Annotated in this window: 13 protein-coding genes; 5 read left to right on the top strand and 8 right to left on the bottom strand. The window is 59.6% G+C overall.

Annotation, left to right across the window (positions count from 1 at the left end; translation table 11 throughout):
- Positions 1–232: 232 nt before the first annotated feature.
- A complete protein-coding gene (locus EKO19_RS20785) occupies positions 233–2,299 on the bottom strand; it encodes a sensor histidine kinase (RefSeq protein WP_129778351.1) in 2,067 nt (688 codons plus the stop codon).
- Positions 2,300–2,985: 686 nt separating this feature from the next.
- Here EKO19_RS20785 and EKO19_RS20780 point away from each other — a divergent pair.
- The 3 genes from EKO19_RS20780 to EKO19_RS39930 all read left to right on the top strand — a co-directional run bounded on the left by EKO19_RS20780 (position 2,986) and on the right by EKO19_RS39930 (position 6,246).
- Positions 2,986–3,630, top strand: a complete 645-nt coding sequence (locus tag EKO19_RS20780) for a site-specific integrase (RefSeq protein WP_129778350.1) — start codon at positions 2,986–2,988, stop codon at positions 3,628–3,630.
- A 324-nt stretch (positions 3,631–3,954) separates the two neighbouring features.
- Positions 3,955–5,736 (top strand): amidohydrolase, encoded by a 1,782-nt coding sequence (locus EKO19_RS20775; protein WP_129778556.1) that lies wholly within the window; start codon positions 3,955–3,957, stop codon positions 5,734–5,736.
- A 60-nt stretch (positions 5,737–5,796) separates the two neighbouring features.
- Positions 5,797–6,246 carry an integrase core domain-containing protein gene (locus EKO19_RS39930; RefSeq protein ID WP_129778349.1) on the top strand — a complete coding sequence of 150 codons (450 nt, stop codon included), beginning with the start codon at positions 5,797–5,799 and terminating at the stop codon, positions 6,244–6,246.
- A 269-nt stretch (positions 6,247–6,515) separates the two neighbouring features.
- On the opposite strand, the gene EKO19_RS20765 is transcribed toward EKO19_RS39930, so the two are convergent.
- From EKO19_RS20765 to EKO19_RS20740, 6 genes are all read right to left on the bottom strand, one after another.
- Positions 6,516–6,935 (bottom strand): type II toxin-antitoxin system VapC family toxin, encoded by a 420-nt coding sequence (locus tag EKO19_RS20765; RefSeq protein ID WP_129778348.1) that lies wholly within the window; start codon positions 6,933–6,935, stop codon positions 6,516–6,518.
- Entirely contained in the window at positions 6,932–7,186 is a 255-nt protein-coding gene (locus tag EKO19_RS20760; RefSeq protein ID WP_217705485.1) for a type II toxin-antitoxin system Phd/YefM family antitoxin, read from the bottom strand. The genes EKO19_RS20765 and EKO19_RS20760 overlap by 4 nt, the downstream gene beginning before the upstream one ends.
- Positions 7,187–7,473: 287 nt before the next feature.
- A complete protein-coding gene (locus tag EKO19_RS20755) occupies positions 7,474–7,941 on the bottom strand; it encodes a hypothetical protein (RefSeq protein ID WP_129778346.1) in 468 nt (155 codons plus the stop codon).
- A gap of 314 nt (positions 7,942–8,255) precedes the next feature.
- A complete protein-coding gene (locus tag EKO19_RS20750; protein ID WP_129778345.1) occupies positions 8,256–9,098 on the bottom strand; it encodes an alpha/beta fold hydrolase in 843 nt (280 codons plus the stop codon).
- Between the two features lie 272 nt (positions 9,099–9,370).
- Entirely contained in the window at positions 9,371–9,979 is a 609-nt protein-coding gene (locus EKO19_RS20745; protein ID WP_129778344.1) for a hypothetical protein, read from the bottom strand.
- 615 nt (positions 9,980–10,594) lie between these two features.
- On the bottom strand, positions 10,595–11,053 hold the full coding sequence (locus EKO19_RS20740; RefSeq protein ID WP_129778343.1) for an ABC transporter permease: 459 nt from the start codon (positions 11,051–11,053) through the stop codon (positions 10,595–10,597).
- 1,301 nt (positions 11,054–12,354) lie between these two features.
- On the opposite strand from EKO19_RS20740, the gene EKO19_RS20735 reads away from it, so the two are divergent.
- Positions 12,355–14,133 (top strand): DUF885 domain-containing protein, encoded by a 1,779-nt coding sequence (locus EKO19_RS20735; protein WP_129778342.1) that lies wholly within the window; start codon positions 12,355–12,357, stop codon positions 14,131–14,133.
- On the opposite strand, the gene EKO19_RS20730 is transcribed toward EKO19_RS20735, so the two are convergent.
- Positions 14,105–15,076, bottom strand: coding sequence for a helix-turn-helix domain-containing protein (locus EKO19_RS20730; RefSeq protein WP_129778341.1), 972 nt, complete (start codon positions 15,074–15,076; stop codon positions 14,105–14,107). The genes EKO19_RS20735 and EKO19_RS20730 overlap by 29 nt on opposite strands.
- Positions 15,077–15,252: 176 nt before the next feature.
- Between EKO19_RS20730 and EKO19_RS20725 the strand changes: the two genes are divergently transcribed.
- The gene (locus EKO19_RS20725) at positions 15,253–17,022 is read left to right on the top strand and encodes a gamma-glutamyltransferase (protein ID WP_129778340.1); all 1,770 of its coding nucleotides are present in this window, start codon (positions 15,253–15,255) and stop codon (positions 17,020–17,022) included.
- Positions 17,023–17,033: the final 11 nt, after the last annotated feature.

Genomic DNA, 17,033 nt, shown 5'->3' with positions numbered 1-17,033 from the left:
TCGATGATCTCTGATAGCTACACGGCCAACTACGCTGAGGCTACGTGGAATCCTTAACTTCGCGCGAGCTGTTTGACCGAGCTGCTGTTCCCGCTAGTTGACTCATAGGTCCACCGAATTTTTATCACCCAAAGATCCTTGTCCGATGCGAGGACGGGACGGCCGTTCGAGTGGATTTAAGGTGCATCCGGTGCTCTTGCGGGGCGGCGATGCGGTCCTCGAGCGGTGGATACTATGGGATTGGCGTCTGCGGACGCTGATCGGCTTCCAGTATCGTGCTGCCGCTCCGCGGCAGCACGAAGCAAATTCTAACGCGCTCGCCCTGGGCGGGCTCTGCCCAAATGCTGCCGCCATGTGCTTCGACGATGGAGCGGCAGATTGCCAGGCCCAATCCCGCGCCGGAGCGATCGACGCTCGCGGCCTGCCAGAACCGTTGGAACATCGCTTCAAGCTGCTCAGCGGGCAGCGGCTCTCCGCTGTTCGCCACCGAAAAACGGATGCCTCCAGAGACACTATCAGCACACATGAGGATGCGCCCCGGCCGTGGGGTGTATTTTCGTGCGTTATCCAACAGGTTGGCGAGGACCCGCAGTATGCGCTCGACGTCGACTTTCAGTACTGGCAGATCAGCACCTGCACGGACTTCGAGCGTTAAATCTGTTTCCTCGAGCAGCGCTCGTGCGGCCTCTGCTGCTTTGATCGCCAGCTCCGTCGGGGCGACAGGCTCCAGCTTCAACATCGGGCGCCCGTGCTGAATCATGGTGACGGCGAGCAGGTCTTCCACCAGACCCGACATTCTCAGGGCTGTGGTGCGCAGCGCGTCGGTCAGCTCGCGTGTGGTTACTTCGGCGTGCAGGGGGTTGCGTGTGACTTTGTCGATTGTAGCGGCGGTCGCCAAGATGGCGGCGATCGGATTGCGCAAGTCGTGCGTGACGACTGCAAGAATGTCCTCACGATCGCGCACGGCTGCACGCAACTGCTCCTGAGTATGCTGCAGGAAGGTAATGTCCTCGTTGACAGCGATCGCGCCTATGACGTCTCCTTTCTCGGTGCGGATCGGGGCCGCCCAGTTGATGACCGTCTTGAATGAGCCGTCGAAGCATTGAATGCGGAGCAGTTCGCTCCGCGAAGTCTGGCCACTACGGATGGCGCGAGCGATGCCCCAGTCCTCGGGCTTCAGCGCCTCGCCAGTATCGAGCCACCACCCCTTGTACTCGCCGAAACGCTCGGGCCCGACGTAGCGCGTTCCTTGCCAGATGCGATCTCCGGCTGGATTGGTCAACGTGATCGTTCCCTTGCGGTCGGCGATCCATAGACCCACAGGCAGCAACTCGAAGACCGTTCTGAGCAGGTGCTCGTTCGCGCGCAACTTTTCTTGCGCGTCGACGAGCGCTGTAATGTCTTCGTTCACGACGATGGCGCCGCAGACTTCTCCCTGTTCGTCGCGCAGCGGTGCCGCGGAATTAATGATCGTCTTGAAGGTTCCGTCGAAGCACTGAATCCGAATCAGCTCGCCGATGGAAGTTTCCCCTTTCTGCAATGCCCGCGCGAGCGCCCATTCCTCGGCGGCGATCGGTTTGCCGCTTTCGAGCCACCATCCTTTGTACTGCTCGAACTCTTCGACCGGGACGTAGCGAGCGCCACACCAGATGCGCTCTCCGGCAGGATTGTTGTCGACGATGCGCCCGGTTCGGTCCGCGATCCACACGCCGACGGGTAGCAGATCGAACACGGCTCGATGCAAACGTTGGCTGTCACGAATGACTTTTGCTTGCTGCAATAGCGCCTCGCGTTCCGATTCGTTCACCCTGCGCGCGGAGATGTCACGCACTATGGAATGCCATTGACCGTCAGGGAGAATCTTTGCGCTCATTTCAACCGCAAGCCAAGAACCATCCTTGCGTCGCAATGACCACTCGGCAACGTGAGTTGTACCGCGCGACATGAGCGCCTTGGCCTTCCGCAGGCGTTCGACATCGTCCGCGGTAAGCAGATCGACCATCGTCTTGCCTGTCATCTCTTCGCGCGAGAATCCGAGCATCCGGCAGCCCGCTTCGTTGACGAAGGTGTAACAACCTTCCGAGTCTGCGATAAAGATTCCGTCCGGCGCATGCTCGAGCAGCGCGAGCAGTTCCACCGAGCTCCGCGGACATGTCTCCGGCGCAGTAGAAGCACCGGTCACGTCAGCGTCCTCTTTGTCGATGTGCGCGTAGAACCATGCTTGTGGTGCCATTCCACAGCGAAAGGTTTCCGTAGCAAGTGCGATGTATGCATAAACCGGTGCTCCATTGACGTGCATCGGCCGCTCCCGCCGTCTATACAGGCATATTGTTCGCTACTCGGCGCACGTCTACCCGTGGATCCACTCCCCGGGTTTCGGCCGCGCAAGCACCCCCGCAGGTGATCGCGGTGAACTCCTGTGTGTTGATCGATGCATCTTTGCCGGGATATGTACATCGTCGCGATCCTTCGGCACCACTCTTGATTGGATGGAGCGAACTACGGGCGGCTGTTTCGATCGAGTCGGCGAGGTCAACCTTCGCGACCTGGACCGCCCAGCGTATCGCTCGCAGTGGATTGCTTGACGCGTGGTCGACGTTGACCGGTTACGACCAAAGCCGATGTCAGATGCACCTGGCGTATGAGATATCACATCGTATTGGAAAGAGGCGCACTGCTACCGATGAGAAGCGGTTCGATTCCGGATCCAACGATCGAGCGACGCGAGATCCATCCTTTCGCCATTAAGCCTCGTTCCGGCGGATCACGTCGACAATGTTTTCCAGAAACGCCGCCACAGAATCCCTGAGCGCTGAAGATCTGGCACTCGTGATGTATCGTCCGTCGCAGTCGCGGCGAATGGCCTCGTGCTGAGCCCATGCAGAGCCTGGGGACGAGAGAAACGGGCCAATCCTCGAGCACTGTATATGGAACCTGTCGTCTCGAGGGAGCTGCCAATTCCCCGTGTCGGATAGGGGATACCACTTGGTCCAGCCTACCGGAGGGACTCACGGTGACTATCTTTTTGCATCATTGGCGCGAAGAGACCATGCAGGTCATGGATCGGTAAAACTTTGGTCGTCGCCCGAAGAGACTCCGCCCAATGAACATCTGTTAGTCCTGGAGCGTTGTCCATTCAACCGTCGTTCTATCACCCCAGAAGATGACCTGCTCGGTGTACGCGGCGACGCAGCTCGGCTGCGATTGAAATATTCGGTGCTTCATCTCTCCCAGATCGATTTCGCCGCTGTAGTCCACGGCGCCATATGTAGCGGGAGCGTATGTAACGAGCAGAGCATTCGTTCGCAATATTGTGTACCTCGAGCCGGGATCATCATTGCCGCCTCGCATGAGGAGTTTGGGCTCGCGCATGGCAACTGCGAAGAGCTTCGTTTCTTCACTGGGCTGCGGCAATCCGAGCAGATTGCGTTGACCGTCCACGACTGCGATTTAGCCGCAGGGAAGATCAGTATCAACAAGGCGGTCGTATATTCCCGCATTGGGGCGGGTGTGATGGTCAATGCGGCAAAGAGATTCCTTGTATTCGTCGTGGCTTCAGGCTACTTGAGTTCAAGTGCGTTAGCTGCCGAAGGGTTGCAAGAGTCATCCAGGCCGGCAGCTCGCAAATGAAGCTGACGGCCAGCGACGGGTAGCGCAAGCGCGTGCGAGCGGTTGCCATGCTGACTAAAACACGGTATCGAGTGGATCAACGAGGTGTGATCATGAGCTGCCCGGTTTGCGAAGCCGCTGAGTTGTTGGTGTACGGCACCCGGGAACTTCAGTACATCCACAAGGGCGAAACAACCACCATTCCGGCCGCCGGATCTATGCCTTCATCAGTCGAGCGCCAGTGCTCGCGACCCAATCCTCTTATTGCATTGTTGACTGGAGATCGGCATGTACCGACTTCCCACGATCATTAGTGGTCTGGCGCACGGCGCCCTGGCATTCTCGATGTCATCGATTTGCCACGCCGCGCGGCCCGTTGCCGACGTAATCTATTCGGGCGGCACGGTTGTAACCGTCAATGATCTCCAACCCGAAGCCGAGGCGGTCGCCATCAAAGCCGGCAAGATCATCGCGGTGGGCTATCGCGACGAGGTCATGAAGCTCAAAGCAGACCAGACAAAGCTGGTCGATTTGGATGGCGCGACCCTGCTGCCCGGCTTCATCGACCCGCACGGCCACGTCTTCAATACTGGCATTCAGGCCGTTTCAGCCAACCTTCTGCCCGCGCCGGACGGCGCAGTAAATGACATTCCCGCGTTGCAGGCGACGCTCAAGGCCTGGGCCGCTCAGAACGGCAGGATCACGGGACAATACGGTTGGATCGTAGGCTTCGGTTATGACGACGCGCAGCTCAAGGAACAACGTCACCCGACACGCGAAGACCTCGACCTGGTGTCCACGGAACTGCCGGTGGTGATCGTTCATCAGTCGGGCCATCTCGGTGTGATGAACAGCAAGGCGCTGCAAATGTTGAGCCTCACGGCTGCGAGCAAGAATCCTCCCGGCGGCACCATCCGCCGCAAGGACGGCAGCCAGGAGCCTGATGGCGTGCTCGAAGAGAATGCGTTCTTCGGCCCCCTGTTCGGTTTGATGAGCAAGCTCGGTCCAGATGCCAACACAGCACTGTTTGCGGCCGGCGTGAAGCTCTACAAAAGCTTCGGTTACACCACTGCGCAGGAGGGCAAGGCCTCGCTCGGTTCGGCAGCCACCATGGAAGCGGTGGCCAAGAGCGGCAATCTGGATATCGATGTGGTTGCCTATCCGGACATCACGGTAGGCGCGCAGGCCATGAAAGCTCCCTGGCTCTCGCGCAGCTACACGCAGCACTTCCGTATTGGGGGCATCAAACTCACGCTGGACGGCTCTCCGCAAGGCAAAACAGCTTGGCTCAGCAAGCCATATTACAAGGTGCCGGCGGGCCGGAGCGCCGACTACCGCGGCTATCCGGCATTCTCCGACGAGCAAGTGAACGGCTTCGTCGAGCAGGCATTCCAGAAGGGCTGGCAAGTACTGGCGCACGTGAATGGCGACGCCGCCATCGATCAATTTATCTCCGCTGTGCGTGCCGCCGAAGCCAAACAGGGCATGGCAGATCGCCGGCCCGTTGCCATTCATGCCCAAACCGCGCGCGAAGATCAGGTCCAGGCGTTCCACGATCTGGGCATCATGCCCTCCTTCTTCCCAATGCATACTTACTACTGGGGAGACTGGCATCGCGACTCGGTGCTTGGGCCTGAGCGTGCGGCGAACATTTCGCCATTGGGCTGGGCCAGGCAACGCAATATGATTTTTACCTCGCACCACGATGCACCTGTCGCCATGCCGGACCCGATGCGGGTCCTACATGCGACGGTCAATCGCGTGACACGCAGTGGTCAGGTGCTCGGACCAGCGCACCGGGTTTCTCCCCTGGTCGCGCTCAAGGCACACACGCTGTGGTCGGCGTACCAGCATTTCGAGGAAAAGAGCAAAGGCTCGATCGAGGTCGGCAAACTGGCGGACTTCGTGATATTGGATCGTAACCCGTTGGAGGGTGACCCCATGACGATCGACAAGATCAAGGTCATGGAAACGATCAAGGAGGGCAAGAGCGTTTTCCGTCGTGAATCAACACAGCGAACCGCCGACCGCCTGCGCAGCTGCGCCGAATCGGAACCGTGCATCCGGGCGGCGACATTCGCCCTCAAGATGGCCGGAGTGATGGATATGCCCAGTCACGACGACTGAACTCACCCGCTGTCACGTCGATACCTGCAAGTAGCGATTCGGATGTGACCGTTTCCGGGAGTGCAGGGTGATGCAACCTACCTTCAATCGGTTTGCACTCGGTGTGAGCGCCCATCTCCTGTTTGCCGCCGTCGCAGCTGCCCAGCACTCGTCGGCGGAAGATGCGGTGACGGTATTTATCGCCAAAGAGATTGTCACCATGGACCTTACGTGCCCCACAGCGACGGCCGTGACTGTACGCGGCGGGTCATCGGGACGATTCGCAGAGAGTGCTTGGACTGGTGCATTCCGCTCTCAGAAGCGCATCTTCGTCAGACGTTCAAAGCTTGGGTGACACATTACAACAGAGGACGTCCGCATACAGCGTTGGGTCCAGGCGCTCCTGACCCTCCCGCGAGTTTGACCGTGCCGTTGTCGTCTTCTCGGCATCGGCTCGACGACTTTCGTTCCGTGCATGCGAAGGCAATACTCGGCGGGTTGCACCATGAGTATTCGCTGGCGCGCGCGTGAACAAAAATCCGACCGCCCAGGGACGGTCAGACGAGATTATTGCGGAGGACAGTCATGACCAAGAACAGCTGTTACAGCGAGATGGTGCGATGTCTTACAGCGCTCGCGGCGCAGCGTTCCCGAGCGCGACTTTCTCGCTTCGCTTGCGGGCATGCTGCGATGACCGCCTTGATTGAAAATGGCCCGAGACACGGTTGAAGCTGCAAGCTCATGATCGCGCGAAATTCGTGACGAGCGGCCCGATGGCGTGTGCGTGTCAGATAGCGGCACTACTTCCAAGGATTCACTATGGATTTCACGGAGGCTTCGAAGTCCGACGCGTTGCGAGTGACTAAGGTAAGAGCATGCACTTGAGCGGTGGCTCCGATGATTGCATCCATTGCATGGATGGGGCGACCGAGCGATTCGTGGCGGGCTACTAAGCGACCCCACTCATCAGCTATGGCTCCATCCACCGGCAAGATGCGTTGCTCGAACCGGAGCGGCAACTCTCCCTTTAGCCATTCATCGAGCTGCTTCTTGCGCTTGCCCGTCGGCAGCCTTTCAATACCATGCCGCAATTCAGCGAAGGTGATCACGCTCAGAAAAACGGAATCCTCGTCGATCTCCGAGAGCCAGCTCACGACACCGGCATCTGGGCGGGGTTTCGTCCATTCTGAAACGACATTGGTATCGAGCAGGAAATTCATAGATCAGTCGGGCGCATCCGATCTTTCGGTCTGCGGACCTTCAAACCCGAACCGCGCAGAGGAGACGCCGCGAAGAATTCGGCGAGATTGCCACTGCGTTTTGTTCTTCGTTCCCATTCTTCAGCGTCAACGACAACCACGGCACGACGCCCGTTACGGGTGATAACTTGCGGACCTTCTTTCTGAGCACGTTCGATGACTTCGCTCAGTTTGGCTTTTGCCTCTGCCACCGTCCAAAAGTCATTGTCCACGATGGCTCTCCTTCAGTTGGTCAGGATAGTCATTATAGTCATCTTCGGATGGTTGGCAAGCCAGTTGTTCCTCTCGGGAGAGCCAGGGACGCTGCTCTGGAAGGTTGAAGACGTGTACGAGGAAGCCGGATTCTAGTTCGGTTGGGGGGCATGTCCGTGTCGGTCACCGTCGCTCGGATGATCCAGAGCGTTCAGGAGCCTTCAGTGGAATGATGGCGGCGAAGCGCTACACGCTGTTCCGGCAGTCACCGCTCGGGTACGAGTAAGGTGATTCGGTCAGGACTGCTTTACCGTATGCCATAATTTCGACATCTCACAGCGCCGTCGCCGCTATCTGAGAGCGCGGGTTCCTGGCACTCGTGTGTCGTCACGAAATATTCGGCGCGGACTTGCGGCTGTCCGTGGGGACTCGAATCAAGTACCAAGAACTGCAATCCACCTTGCGGGTCGCCGACGAGTCCGGCCCATACGTCTGAATCCTCGCCGCGCTCCTGAGATGCAACGAGGAACGGAGTCTTCTTGTCGATGCTCTCGACGGCACACGAGATTGCATCCGTTCGGTCGTGACCTCTGGGGACCAGGCCACACATCGTCATTTCAAGGGAAGCAAAGCGATCGAGTTCACGTTCCAGAGCCTCGCGCATTTCTGATTCGGACGGGTGAGTTTCATATCCACTGGCGAGCATGACTCCGAGCGCGCTCAGTATCCCCGCGAGCAGCGCCGCGACGACTCCGAATTTGGCTTGTAGGTACATTGGTCCTCGGTCGTGTCCTTAGACGAGGTCATGACTGCTTGTGTTTAGCGTATCAAAACGCGAGGCAATGCACGCGGTGCTTGGGTCAGGTGGGCATGGTCGGGCTGTGCCCGGGCCGCCGCGAACGCTGAAGCGCTGCTGAGTGCTCAGTAGTCTTCAGTGGACGCAGGTGGTTCCGAAGATGGGGTACACGATGTTCCTGCAGTCTCCGTGCGAGTACGCGTGCGGTGACCACGAGACGTCCGCTTTCGGCCAGAAGCCGGTCGGTTAGGAAGGAATGGTTCGCTCTCACGTCGACGCTCTAGCAAGTAGATTCAAGACGTATGATCGGCAATAGCACTCGTAATCGTGTTCCAGTCTGCAGGGTGCAACTCATGGCCCGCGCCCTTGAGCGTCACCAGTTGGGCGCCGTGCACTGCCTTCGCCAGAGCCATGCCGTGAGGGTACGGCAATATGGGATCGTCGGTGCCGTGAATCACAAGGAATGGAGCTCGGATTTCTGCAAATTTGTTTTGCCACTCGGTACCACCTCCTAGCATTGCGTGATTCATCATGCTCTGTGCATTGATTGCACGTCTGAACTCGCGGATCGCGAGATCGGCTGCCCGCGTTTCGTCGAACGGGCGATCAGCTCCCTTGCACAAACGCCAACTGTGAACTTTGAAGTTGGTCACGGCCCTCTCATTCGACCAGTCAAGTGAGGCCGATGTAGCGAAGTGTTCGAGAAATTGGTTGTCCATCCCGGGCAATTCGGGGTCGTCATCGCCGAACTTGCTCGAGGAAATAGCTGTGATACTTGCTATGCGCGAACGGTGCTTCAGTGCGACAACTTGAGCAATCATGCCACCCAGCGACATGCCGACGAGGTGCGCACATTCGACCTCATAGGCGTCGAGCACTGATATCGCGTCATCGGCCAAGTCATCGAGCGTATAGGTTGGTGCGCCAGGCGCTTGGGTGGTTGAGCGGCCGGTATCGCGATTGTCGTAACGAATAACAAAGCGTCCGGTCTGTGCCAACCGCTCGCAGAGTTCATCCGGCCACCAGAGCATGGATGCCGTCGCGCCCATGATCATCAAGACTGTCGGGTTGCCGCTATATCCAAAGCTCTGAGTGCAAATTTCCGCGCCGTTTGAGGCGATAGTCCGTTCAGTCATAAACATCCGCCACGTTTTTGTCCGTCACTATGCTACGCAAAAATCCGCCAGGTCGCATACTTTCAGCACAAGCGCACGTCTGTTTTGGGGTCGAAAGCCGCCCGCCGCTGCGGCGCTCCTGAGCACACAGTAGCCTTCGGTGGATGCAGGCAATTCCGAAGAAGCGCTACACGTTGTTCCTGCAGTCTCCGTGCGGGTACGCGTGCGGCGACCACGGGACGTCGTTTTCGGCCAGGAGCGGAGCAATATCCAACCACTGCTCCGACTCTCGTTTAGTTCGGAATCAGGGAGCGAGCTTTGTCTTCTCGCTCATTCATGCGCCGCTCCCATTCCGCAAACCTCTGGAGATAGATCCTGATATAGAAGCCATCGGCTCTGTGTGGATTGGAGACCGGGCTCTTTTCGATGGCAACAACGGCTGAGACTCCCCCGCATCGATAGTCCCAGCTTCTCCACCAAAACCATCCGCTTGTAAGGGCTGTTTCCAATTCCTCCACTGTCGGCATTTGCTCCGTCGCGTCTGTATCCTCGAAGGCGTCGTTAGAGACCATCACACATGCCCCGTCTGAGAGCTGAGATATCACGCGACTAAGGACTCGCTCAGCGACCTCGGGTGAGCTGTTGCTGTAAGTCGGGTGAAACTCGACAGTGCCAATGAGTTCGCTTTCGAGTGAATCAGCGGAGACGAGCGCAGAGCCGTCAAAGTCCGGAGCGCTGTCGATCCGTAGTGGCCGATCGAGATCTGGACCCAAAATCTCGACTCGTCTTGTAGAGCCAAAATTGAGCCCAGCACCGCCGGAAAAGAAAACGTCATCGGTCGGACTAGAGCCGCGATTCAACGACAAGAACTCCGACAGCTGTTGGCCCAAGATCACACGCATTGATCCTTGATCGCTTTGAACGCGTTCGCTATTAGGCGACTTTTCACACGCGGACAAACCTATCAATAGAGTGAGGCAAATCCCTCTGTTGAAGGCCCATCGCCATCGTCGCCGTACCGCGCTCACGCACGGCTTATGCGTGGGACTCTGCTCGTTGGAATTCATGCGCGTACGGAGTGCCCAGGCTTTAGTGTTCGTAGGCAGGATAGCTGCGGACGACGCGCCACGCCAGTTTCCCTAGAGGTGCCCGGGCGTGACTGGCCAGCCGATCGTAGCAGCCATGCGCCACTTGGTATCGCCCCGAGAGGAGGCGAAAGTCATCATCGTCCTTCGCTTCTACGTCATTCCGATCCAACAACATGCAACTGGGTTCGGGAAAACTACCTCGTTCACCGCCTCCATTGTGTGTTGCCTCGTGTCCGCTTTGGGTCCGCCCCAAGCGGCGCCTCTTAACAGCGGCGTTGGCGTCCGCTTCGGGTCGAGACTTGCTGCTCGGTGCACTTGTTCAACCGGCGCTCCTAAGCGCTCAGCAGCCGTCAGTGGACGCAGATAATTCCGCAGAAGCGCTACACGCTGTTCCGGCGGTCTGCGTGCGAGTGCGGGTGCGCTGAGACTCTATCCCGCTATGATTTCTCGTCGAGCCTTAATCCAGGCGACGAGCGCCTTGGGGCCTGCCCAAATCATAAAGCAGAACATTGCAAGCACAAGAACGGCCCAAACTTTGCCGCCGATGGAATATGAGAAGATCTCGAATGCGGTGCTCTTGCTGGTGCCGATTACCACGTTGTTGGGGTCTTCAGGCAAAGACAGAACTGCAACTTCCCCTCCCTCCGGCAGCCGCACACGAAAGTCCTTCACAAAGCGGTGCCCGTCAATCTCGATGAGGTAATAGAAGGTGGTACCGCCCTTAGGGGCGCGGCTGGTGTGGTCCAGTGCCACGACGCGCGCCACCTTTTCGGTGCCGTATCGCCAGAAGGCATATGTCTCTGATGCAAGGCCGAAGCCCGCCCACACAAGAAGCGGAAATCCAGACAGGACGAAAAGCCATATAAATCCGTTCCAGAGCTTCTTCATTTGTAGTGTGCTAAGGCTCCACAGAGGCTTGCTCTCGTGTCAGCGTCGCTTCAGTTGTGGAGCGCAGAGAATCGACTTCGGCTCGGATGAAATCCTTAGATGCCCGCAGTTCACCATGCTCTGCGAACAGCGGGACGATAGCAAAAGTAGCCATGCGAAACGAGAGCCTGTTACTCAATTGTGCCGCCGACTCGGACCAAGCCACATGGTGACCGTTTTGGGAGAGAGGCGGATGGGTGGCCGTTAGCGTCCCACAAGCGTGCTTTTGTCGCTTTCCAGAGCGGTCACTACAGGTCATTGGATGCAGGCAGTTCCGATGAAGCGCTACACGCTGTTCCGGCAGTCTCGGTGCGGGTCCGAGTGCGATGACCGCGAGACGTTTTCTTTCGGCCCTGTTAGGCAACTGCGACCCACTGTACCTCCAGTTCTTTCAGGCAGCCCGGTGGAAGTTCTGGCTGATGGTCGCATGCTCGAAAGTCAGCCAGAGCTCGACATGTGGGAGTGCCCAGCAAACCTAGCCGTCGGTCGATTTCATCCTCAAGGTCATCATAGCGCTCGTTCTTTCCGCGATGCCCGGGGTGTGTCTCAAGTGATGCCTCACCCGAATGAAACTTGAGTTCCCATGCTCTATAGAGCTCCCACTGCGCAGTGGCTAGAGTCAGCAGTTCTTCATCGATTAGCCACAGCTGGTAGACGTCAGTGTATCCGCCGTGCACGCGATCAATCTCGCAATCGAAGTAGTGCGGCTTCCCTCCAAGGCAAGCGAGACCACTCCGCGCGCCGTCGTAGATGTCCCAGACCATGAAGACTCTCTCGAACGCCATGTGGATAAATGTCCTAACGGTTGAGTTGGGTGCCGCGCGGCGCGGCTATTGGTCTGGGCATTGGCCGCAATGGTCGCGCAATTCATGTCCATCGCCAAGCGCGGCAGCGACGCACGACTTTCGCCCATATGTGAATCACCGCGACGGTAAGTCGCGTTCGGCGTAGACGGCATTCTCAGTGGAAGCCGGTGGCCTTCAGTGGAATCATAGCGAAGAGGGGATTTGCACCTGCGATCTATCATCGGCAAAGGTCGCATCAGATTGCTCCAGGCAGCTTGGATCGTCAGATAGAAGTCCCGTGCCGAAGGCATCGATGTTCATTTTCCGGCGCCTCACATGGCTCGAGGGCTCCGGGTCGGATCATGCGAGGTCGGATGATCGCGGCCGCCGGCGGATGAGTTGACGGTCGCCGTTGTGGGTCGCGCATGCCACTGCGTCTGAGGAGGTGCATCAGCAGACTCGGGGGGAGGTCGTTCGATGAAGATCCTAGTGGCGATGGTGGCGTTGAGCCTGCTCGGCGCCTGCGGGCAGAAACAGCAACCGACGCAGGAAACGGGCAACCGGCAGGTCAACGCGACGGCCGAGGTCGATGGGCTGGCGGATGAGTTGTTGGAACGCTGGCGTGTCCGGAACTCGCTGGTCCGGATGCAAAGCAATCTTCCCGTGACGCAGATCGAGGATCTCACGTTCGAGGAAGCACAGCAGGAAGCTGACTTCAATCGCGCGGCGCTCACACGCTTGCGGACGATCGATCTGTCGGGTGTGCCGGAGGATCGCTGGGTGCTGGCTCGACTGCTGGAGCACACCTACGAACAGGGAGCGAACGCGGCGGAAGACTATTGGCTCAACTTCGCGGTGACGCCTTATAGCGGCGCGATGAGTGTGCTGAGCATCCAGCGGGTGCTCGCCGCACAGAAGTTCGAAACGGCGGATGACCTACAGCGGTATCTGCACCTCGTGGATGAATACGCGACGCTGATCGACCAGATGGCGGCGAAGACGCGCGGGCAGGCGGAACGCGGGATTCGCGTGCCGAAGCCAGCCATTGCCGGTGTGCGCACGTCACTGACGGGGCTGCGCGGTGGCGTCGTGACCGCTCTGGATGTCGCGCCAGCGCGTACTAGTGCACTCGCGCCTGCGGACGTGGCGACGTTTCATGGCTCGCTGAAGCAGAAGTTCGATCAGGTCGTGCTGCCCGCGTACGACCGGATCATTGCGATCTTCGACGATGCCTACGTGGCGGCGGCGCCGGAGCGCGTCGGCTTGTCGCAGTATCCCGGCGGCAAGGAAAATTATCTGCGCCGGATCGCTTACGGCACGGGCCTGTCGCTCACGCCTCAGGAGATTCACGATCGTGGGCTCGCCGCGGTCGCCGACTTGGACGCGCAGATGAAGGCGATTCGCGAGGAATTGAAGTTCAGGGGCGATCGCGAAGCCTTTCATCAGCTGTTGCGCAAGGACCCGCGCTTCATTGCCAAGACGCCGGCCGACGTCGAGAAGCGCTATCTCGGCTACGTCGAACGCATGGCGCCCAAGATCCCCGACTATTTCTCGGTGTTGCCCAAGGCCGCGTACGGTGTGAAGCGGCTGGATCCGGCGGCGGAGCCGGGCATGACCTATGGGTACTATCAGGAGCCGTCGCCCGACAATCCGGCGGGCACGTATTTCTACAACGGTTCCAGCCTCGATCAGCGCTCGCTGGTGTCCGCCCAGCACCTGATCTATCACGAGTTGATTCCCGGTCATCATCTGCACCTGGCGCTGCAGGCCGAGAATGAGTCGGTGCATCCGATTCGCGAGTTCCTGTTGTTCGGGGCGTTCACCGAGGGGTGGGCTGAGTACGCCGCGAGTCTGGGCATGGAGATGGGGCTGTACTCCGATCCGTACGATCGCTACGGACATCTGCTATTGCAGTCGATGCTTGCCACTCGTCTGGTCGTGGACACCGGCCTGAACTATTTCGATTGGCCGCTCGACAAAGCGCGCGCGTACATGAAGGAGCACACGTTCGAATCCGACGTGCAGATCGCCTCCGAGACGCTGCGTTATTCGACGGACCTGTTCGCGCAGGCGCTGGATTATCGATTGGGCTACGACCAGTTCTGGCAGCTACGGCGCACCAGCGAGGCGCAGCTGGGCGAGAAGTTCGACATTCGCCGCTTTCATGCCGCCGCCGTCGGTGACGGCGCGATGCCGCTCGATGTGCTGACGGAACGCATCGAGCGTTTCATCGCCGGCCAACGTGGCGGGGAGTGACGCCGTAGTGTGCCTTGAAGGCGCGAGTGAAGCTGGCCGCGTCCCGGTAGCCCACTCGCGCGGCGACGGCGGCCACGCGTTCGCTGGCATTTTCCAGGAGCGTCCAGGCACGCCGCAGTCGTTCACGCTGTAGAAACGCAAACACGGTTTCGCCGAACTCGGCATGGAATCCTTCCGCCAGCAGGGTGCGATTCAAGCCGAGCGAGCGTGACAGCGATTGCAACGTGTGCGGTCGCTCGGGATGGTTGGCGATGATGGCGCGTGCCCGTTGCACCAGATGTCGCGTTCGGACCGGCGAGGGACGGCGACGACAGATATCGCCCATTCCGATCAAGGCCTCGCACAACAACTGTTGAGCGCGTGCTTCGGTGTAAGCACGCCCGACCGCGCCGGTGAAACGAAAGGCGAGGACATCTCGCAGCACCTCCGTCGCGCCCTGCGTAATCATCCAGGGTTTGCGAAGGATCTGAGTGCACCGTTCCAACGTGGCGGGTGTGTGGTCCAGTGCCTGAGCCATCGCGACCCCCAGGCCCCACTGGCGTTCGATGGCGTCCAGCGTGCCGAAGATCGCGATGGTGTACCACGGGCCCACGCGAGGCAGTTGCCACGGCATGCGGGCGCCGGGTGGAAAATAAGTGATCATGGCGGACGCGGTGTTCTCGTCCACCTGCTCGCCGTGAATGGCGTAACCGCTCAATCTCAATTGCACCACCAGCAGCGCGTCGCCGGCCATTGAATAGTTCAAGACCGGCGTCTTGTCGAGCGCGGACACCATCACGCACAGGTCCGGTCGGGGGCGGCACATCCACTGGCGCCCCTGCATCGTGGCCGATTCGTATTTGACTTCCACCAATCCCGGCGCGAGTTCGACGGCGCTCACGTCGGTGTCGCCTTCATAGATCTCCAGCGCCGGCGCGTTACAGATCGCGCGCAGGTCGATCACGCTCGGCGGTTCCGGCGCGGCCGTGGATGACGCTGTGGATGTGATTTTCGCCACCTGGCGAAGTAAACGTGTTCCCTGCAGCGGGTGCAAGTCTGACGAATCGCATGATCGTCCGGACGATCTGCATAGGCCGGTCCCGAGCGCTCGCGTCCTAACGTGAGACAGTGGAGGGAACGATGCGATTCATATTCACGGCGTTGGCGGGACTCACGATGGCTGCGACGACCTTGCCCAGCCCCGCGGCTGATCTCAACCCGACGCAGTGGCGGGCCGACTACGAACGCTTCCTGAGCGATCAGAATGTCGTACGCACCGAAGCGGGTCATGCCTCGGGCAGCAATGGTGCGGTGACCGTTGCATATAACGGATTGGCGGCGCGCGCAGGCCTGGAAGCGCTCAAGCAAGGCGGCAACGCAATCGATGCCGCGTTGACGGCCGCCAACATGCAAGTCGCGCTGACCGCCGGCGCGCCCATCAGTTACTTCGGCATCCTGTCGCTGGTCTATTACGACGCCAAGAGCGGCAAGGTCTACACCATGAACGCCGAGTGGAACACGGTGCGTGGTGAAACCGAGCCCATGAGCATTCCGGGTTCGCTGACCATGAGCGGATCGTTGGATGCGCTCCGTGGCAGCCAGCCGAGCGGTCGCACGGCGCTGGTCGGCGGTTTCACCAAAGGCGTGGAGGCAGCCCACAAACGTTTCGGTCGTCTGCCGTTTGCGCAGCTCTATGAACCCGCGATCTACGTCGCCGAGCAGGGCATGCCGGTTACCGACGGTCTCGCCGGTTACCTCGCGTTCCGCGATGCCGATCTGCGTCGGTTGCCGGCAACGCGTGCAACGTTCACCAAAGCGGACGGCTCGTCGTATCGCCAGGGCGATTTGTTTCGTCAGCCGGCGTTGGCGAAAACGTTACGGGGCATCGCCAGGAATGGCGCCGACTATATCTATCGCGGACCTTGGGCGAAGAAGGCGGTCGCGGCTATCCAGGCCGACGGCGGCAAGATGACGCTCCAGGATCTCGCCGCCTATGACGTGATCTGGAGCGATCCGCTGATCGCGAACGTCGGTCGCTATCAGATCCAAACCAATCCCGCGCCCAACAGTGGCGGCGCCGCGCTGATCGAAGCGCAACAGCTGGCGCGTGCCGCCGGGCTGCCCGGTGGCGAGCACTGGAGCAAGTCGGGCGCATCGTTGCGCAAGGCCATCGATGTATCGCAAATGGTGTGGCTGGATTTCTTGCCGGACGCAACGCGCGCGCAACTCTATCCGGGCATGGACTTCTCGCCGCAGGCTCGCATCACGCCGGAGCACGCCAACGATTTGTGGAAGCGGATGCAGGCGGGCGTGACGCCGTTTCGTTTCGCCACGCCGAAGCCACGTCATTCGGATGACGTAGTCGTGATCGACCGCGACGGCAACATCGCGGCGATCACTCACAGCATCAATGCCGTACTGTGGGGACGGACCGCGATTTCCGTCGACGGCATTTCGATCGGCGATCCGGCGAGCTTTCAGCAAGCGCAGATTGCCAAGGTCGGCCCTGGCAAACGTCTGCCGGCGGTCACCGAAACGGGAATTCTGTTCAAGGACGGACGGGCGGTGCTCGGCTTTGCCTCGATGGGCAGCGGGTTGCACCAACGCACGATGCAGGCGCTGTTGAATGTCACCGAGTTCGGCATGTCGGTGCGCGAGGCCATCGATGCACCGGACTTCTTCATGCCGCGCACCGATCCCAAGTCCATGCAACTCACCGTGGTCGTGCCCAAGGGACGCTTCGAACAGTCGGTGCTCGACGCCATGGGCTACGACTACGACGAAGCGGACAGCGAACAATCGCGGTTTGCCGGAGAGGGTATCTGGGTCGGCATCAGCCGCGACCCAGCGACCGGTCGGCTCGAAGCCGCGTCTCACAATCGTAACAACAGTGCTGCCGTCGCCTTCTGAGTGCCACAGGA

Origin of the sequence: Peristeroidobacter soli (assembly GCF_004138485.1) — a bacterium.
Classification (GTDB): Bacteria; Pseudomonadota; Gammaproteobacteria; order Steroidobacterales; family Steroidobacteraceae; genus Steroidobacter; species Steroidobacter soli.
This window is presented reverse-complemented; position numbering and strand designations above follow the sequence as displayed.

What these genes read in the sequence shown, in the direction of transcription:
- EKO19_RS20750 (WP_129778345.1), bottom strand. Translation starts at nt 9,098, where the DNA reads ATGACTGAACGGACTATCGCCTCAAACGGCGCGGAAATTTGCACTCAG.
- EKO19_RS20765 (WP_129778348.1), bottom strand. Translation starts at nt 6,935, where the DNA reads ATGAATTTCCTGCTCGATACCAATGTCGTTTCAGAATGGACGAAACCC.
- EKO19_RS20785 (WP_129778351.1), bottom strand. Translation starts at nt 2,299, where the DNA reads ATGCACGTCAATGGAGCACCGGTTTATGCATACATCGCACTTGCTACG.
- EKO19_RS20745 (WP_129778344.1), bottom strand. Translation starts at nt 9,979, where the DNA reads ATGCGTGTGATCTTGGGCCAACAGCTGTCGGAGTTCTTGTCGTTGAAT.
- EKO19_RS20735 (WP_129778342.1), top strand. Translation starts at nt 12,355, where the DNA reads ATGAAGATCCTAGTGGCGATGGTGGCGTTGAGCCTGCTCGGCGCCTGC.
- EKO19_RS20775 (WP_129778556.1), top strand. Translation starts at nt 3,955, where the DNA reads ATGTCATCGATTTGCCACGCCGCGCGGCCCGTTGCCGACGTAATCTAT.
- EKO19_RS20725 (WP_129778340.1), top strand. Translation starts at nt 15,253, where the DNA reads ATGCGATTCATATTCACGGCGTTGGCGGGACTCACGATGGCTGCGACG.
- EKO19_RS20740 (WP_129778343.1), bottom strand. Translation starts at nt 11,053, where the DNA reads ATGAAGAAGCTCTGGAACGGATTTATATGGCTTTTCGTCCTGTCTGGA.
- EKO19_RS20755 (WP_129778346.1), bottom strand. Translation starts at nt 7,941, where the DNA reads ATGTACCTACAAGCCAAATTCGGAGTCGTCGCGGCGCTGCTCGCGGGG.